Source organism: Sphingopyxis sp. (assembly GCF_036402335.1).
In the GTDB taxonomy this organism is placed as follows: domain Bacteria; phylum Pseudomonadota; class Alphaproteobacteria; order Sphingomonadales; family Sphingomonadaceae; genus Sphingopyxis.
In genome coordinates this window covers 1-3,745 of the sequence record NZ_DASWTD010000227.1, presented here as the reverse complement: position 1 = coordinate 3,745, position 3,745 = coordinate 1, and the positions used below count along the sequence as shown (strand labels likewise).

The 3,745-nt window shown below is 65.6% G+C and carries 3 protein-coding genes; 1 reads left to right on the top strand and 2 read right to left on the bottom strand.

Annotation, left to right across the window (positions count from 1 at the left end; translation table 11 throughout):
- A partial coding sequence (locus tag VGD20_RS07070; RefSeq protein ID WP_331133776.1) for an ATP-dependent helicase occupies window positions 1–1,654 on the bottom strand: 1,654 nt, incomplete at its 3' end.
- A 133-nt stretch (window positions 1,655–1,787) separates the two neighbouring features.
- On the opposite strand from VGD20_RS07070, the gene VGD20_RS07065 reads away from it, so the two are divergent.
- Window positions 1,788–3,062: an MFS transporter gene (locus VGD20_RS07065; RefSeq protein WP_331133775.1), complete on the top strand. Its 1,275-nt coding sequence runs from the start codon at window positions 1,788–1,790 to the stop codon at window positions 3,060–3,062.
- Here the strand turns inward: VGD20_RS07065 and VGD20_RS07060 are convergent.
- The coding region (locus VGD20_RS07060) for a DMT family transporter (RefSeq protein ID WP_331133774.1) at window positions 3,043–3,745 on the bottom strand (703 nt) is incomplete at its 5' end. The two genes, VGD20_RS07065 and VGD20_RS07060, sit on opposite strands and share 20 nt — an antisense overlap.

The window sequence follows — 3,745 nt, the reverse complement described above, 5'->3', positions numbered from 1 at the left end:
CGCGATCCATGACGAGGCTGACATGCTCAAGGAACGCCTCGAGCGATTCATACTCCTCCATCGCGCGGACGAGTTCGGACAGGTTTTCGAGCCGCCCCGCGGCTTCGACGCTGCGGTCGGCCTGCAGCATCGCGGTATAACCCGACTCATCGAGGATCAGCTGGGTCAGTTCGGGATGCGAAAGCTCGTTCGCTTTCGCCTGCCAGCCGCGCATCTGCGCGACGAAATTGACGAGTTGGCGGCGCGCCTGCGGAGTCAGTTCGTCGGTTTCGGTGATGCGCGCGGCGGCGTTCAGCAGCGGCGCGCGTTCGTGATGCGCGAACTGGTGGATGCGCGCGAGCGCCTTGTCGCCGAGCCCGCGCTTGGGGACATTGACGATGCGTTCGAAGGCAAGGTCGTCGGCGCTCGACTGGACGAGGCGCAGATAGGCCAGTGCGTCGCGGATTTCGGCGCGTTCGTAGAAGCGGAAGCCGCCGACGATCCGGTACGGCATGCCGATCGCGATGAAGCGGTCTTCGAACTCGCGCGTCTGGAACTGTGCGCGGACGAGGATCGCGGTGCGATCGAGGCTGACCTTGCGATGCTGGAGCGTCTCGAGTTCTTCGCCGATCCGGCGTGCTTCCTCGGGCCCGTCCCACACGCCGACGACGCGCAATTTGTCGCCGGGTTCGAGTTCGGTCCACAGCGTCTTGCCGAGGCGGCCGCTGTTCTGCGCGATCAGCGCCGAGGCGGCGGCGAGGATCTGCGGCGTCGAGCGGTAATTCTGTTCGAGGCGGATGATCGTCGCGCCGGGGAAATCCTTGTCGAAGCGCAGGATGTTCGCGACCTCGGCGCCGCGCCAGCTGTACACCGACTGGTCGTCGTCACCGACGACGCAGATATTCTTGCGCGCCTGCGCGAGCAGGCGGAGCCAGAGATACTGGCTGGCGTTGGTATCCTGATATTCGTCGACGAGGATATATTTGAAGCGTTCCTGATACTGTTCGAGCACATCGCGGTGGGTCTTCAGGATCACGAGCATGTGGAGCAAAAGGTCGCCGAAGTCGCAGGCATTGAGCGTCTTCAGCCGCGCCTGATAGAGCGCATAGAAATGCTGTCCCTTGCCGTCGGCGTAGGATTCCCTGTCGGCGGCGTCGAGGTCGGCGGGAACGAGCCCGCGGTTCTTCCACTTGTCGATCAGCCCCGCGAGCTGGCGTGCCGGCCAACGCTTCTCGTCGAGCCCCTCGGCCTGGATCAGCTGTTTGAGCACGCGAAGCTGGTCGTCGGTGTCGAGGATGGTGAAATTGCTCTGCAGCCCGACCAGTTCGGCGTGGCGGCGCAGCATCTTGGCCGCGATGCTGTGGAAAGTGCCGAGCCAGGGCATTCCCTCGACCGCGTCGCCGATCATGCGGCCGATGCGTTCGCGCATTTCGCGCGCCGCCTTGTTGGTAAAGGTCACCGCGAGGATTTCGGACGGCCAGGCGCGGCGCGTCGCGATGATGTGCGCGAGCCGCGCAGTCAGTGCCGCAGTCTTGCCGGTGCCCGCGCCCGCGAGCATCAGCACCGGACCTTCGGTGGTCAGCACGGCCTGTCGCTGCGGGCCGTTCAGCCCCTGCAGATAGGGCGGGTCGGACGCGTCGGGCGGTGGCAGGTCGGGCGGCGAGGCGGGGGGCATATTCACGCGCGAACGATTAGGGAACAGCGGCTCTGCTGTCTAGCGCGGGCAGGTGCTTTTCACCTTGCGCCCGACACTTCATCGCGTTCAAAGCAGCGCCGGAACCAACAGGGAAGGGGCGTTCACCTTGGATTTGGCACCCTATCGTGCGCATCGCCGCATTCTGACCGCGAGCCTTGTCGGCACCGCGGTCGAATTCTACGATTTCTATATCTATGGCACCGCAGCGGCGCTGGTGTTCGGGCCGCTCTTCTTTCCCGAAAGCTCGGATTCGGCGCAGCTGATGTACAGCTTCATGACCTTCGGGCTCGCTTTTTTTGCGCGACCCGTCGGGGCGATCGTGTTCGGCCATTATGGCGACCGGATCGGGCGCAAGTCGACGCTCGTTGCATCGCTGATGCTGATGGGCGCCTCGACGCTACTGATCGCCTTCCTGCCGACCTATGCGATGGTCGGCTGGGTCGCGCCGCTGCTGCTGTGTATCCTGCGGTTCGGGCAGGGTTTCGGGCTGGGCGGCGAATGGGGCGGGGCGGCGCTGCTCGCGGTCGAGAATGCGCCTCCGGGATGGAAATCGCGTTTCGGCATGTTCCCGCAACTGGGTGCACCGGTCGGCTTTATCGCGGCGAACGGGCTGTTCCTGCTGCTCGGCCTCGGGCTCAGCGACGCCGATTTCGCAGTGTGGGGCTGGCGCATCCCCTTCCTGCTCTCGGCCGTCCTCGTGGGACTGGGGCTTTGGGTAAGATTGAAAATTGCCGAAACGCCCGATTTTGCCGAAGCGCTGGCAAAGGACGCGCCGGTCGCGGTGCCGCTCGGCGATCTGTTGCGGCATCATCTGGTCGCGACGCTCGCGGGGACTTTCGCGGTCGTCGCCTGTTTCGCGATCTTCTATCTCGCGACAAGCTTTGCGCTCGGGCACGGGACGCAGGCGCTCGGATATCCGAAGGAGCAGTTCCTGCTGGTCCAGCTCGGCGCGATCCTGTTCATGGCGATCGGCATCATTTTCGCAGGTTATGTGAGCGATGCCTCAAGCGAACAGCGCGTGCTGACTTGGGGGTGCGGCGCAACGGTGCTTGTCGGGTTTGTGTTCGGGCCCTCGCTGGCGTCGGGAAGCTGGCCGCTGATCTTCCTCGGCCTTGCCACCGCGCTGTTCGTCATGGGGCTTGTCTATGGTCCGCTCGGCAGCTGGCTGACCGGGCTGTTCCCCGTGCAGGTCCGCTATACGGGAGCTTCGGTCGCGTTCAATGCGGGCGGAATATTGGGCGGCGCGATGGCGCCGATCATCGCGCAGGCGCTCGCCGAACGGGGCGGGACCGAAACCGTGGGCTTCTATCTCGCGCTGGCTGGCGTCGTGAGCTGGCTGGGCTTGCTGATGGTGCGGCGGCAGGCGGTCAGGCAGGGCGCTGGCTGACGCGAAAACGATCGACGAGGCGGCCATCGATGGCGACGAGCCCAGCGGCGATCAGCGCCATACCGACCCAATGCCGCGGCAACAGCACTTCGCCGAGCAGCAGGGTGCCGAGCAGGATCGCGGTGACCGGAATGAGGAGCGTGACGAGCAGCGCGTTGGTCGCGCCGGCGCGCGCGATCAGGCTGAAATAGAGGAAATAGGCGATCGTCGTCGAAAGCAGCGCAAGCCCGCCGATCGCGAAGAGTGTGGCCGTGCCGGGAAGCGCCAGTTGCCAGGGGGCGTCGACGAACAGCGCGACCGGCAGGATGAGCAGCGTGCCCGCGACAAGCTGGCCCGTCGCGACATCGAGCGGGCCGACGCCCCACGTGCGGAACCGGCGGCCGTAGACCCCGGCAAGCGCGTAGCAGAACGTTGCGCCAAGGCAGGCCAGTTGGGCGGGGAGGCTGGCGCCGATCCCGGACAGCGCGCCGCCGCCGATCATCACCGCAACCCCGGCGATGCCTGCGCCGACACCGACAAGTTTCGCTGGCGTGGCCTTTTCGTCGGGGGTGAAAAGATGCGCGACGATCACGCCCCAGAGCGGGGTTGTCGCGTTGAGGATCGAGGCAAGGCCGCTTGCGATCTGCGTCTGCGCATAGGCGAACAGCGAAAAGGGGAGCGCGGTGTTGAGAAGGGCGAGAAGA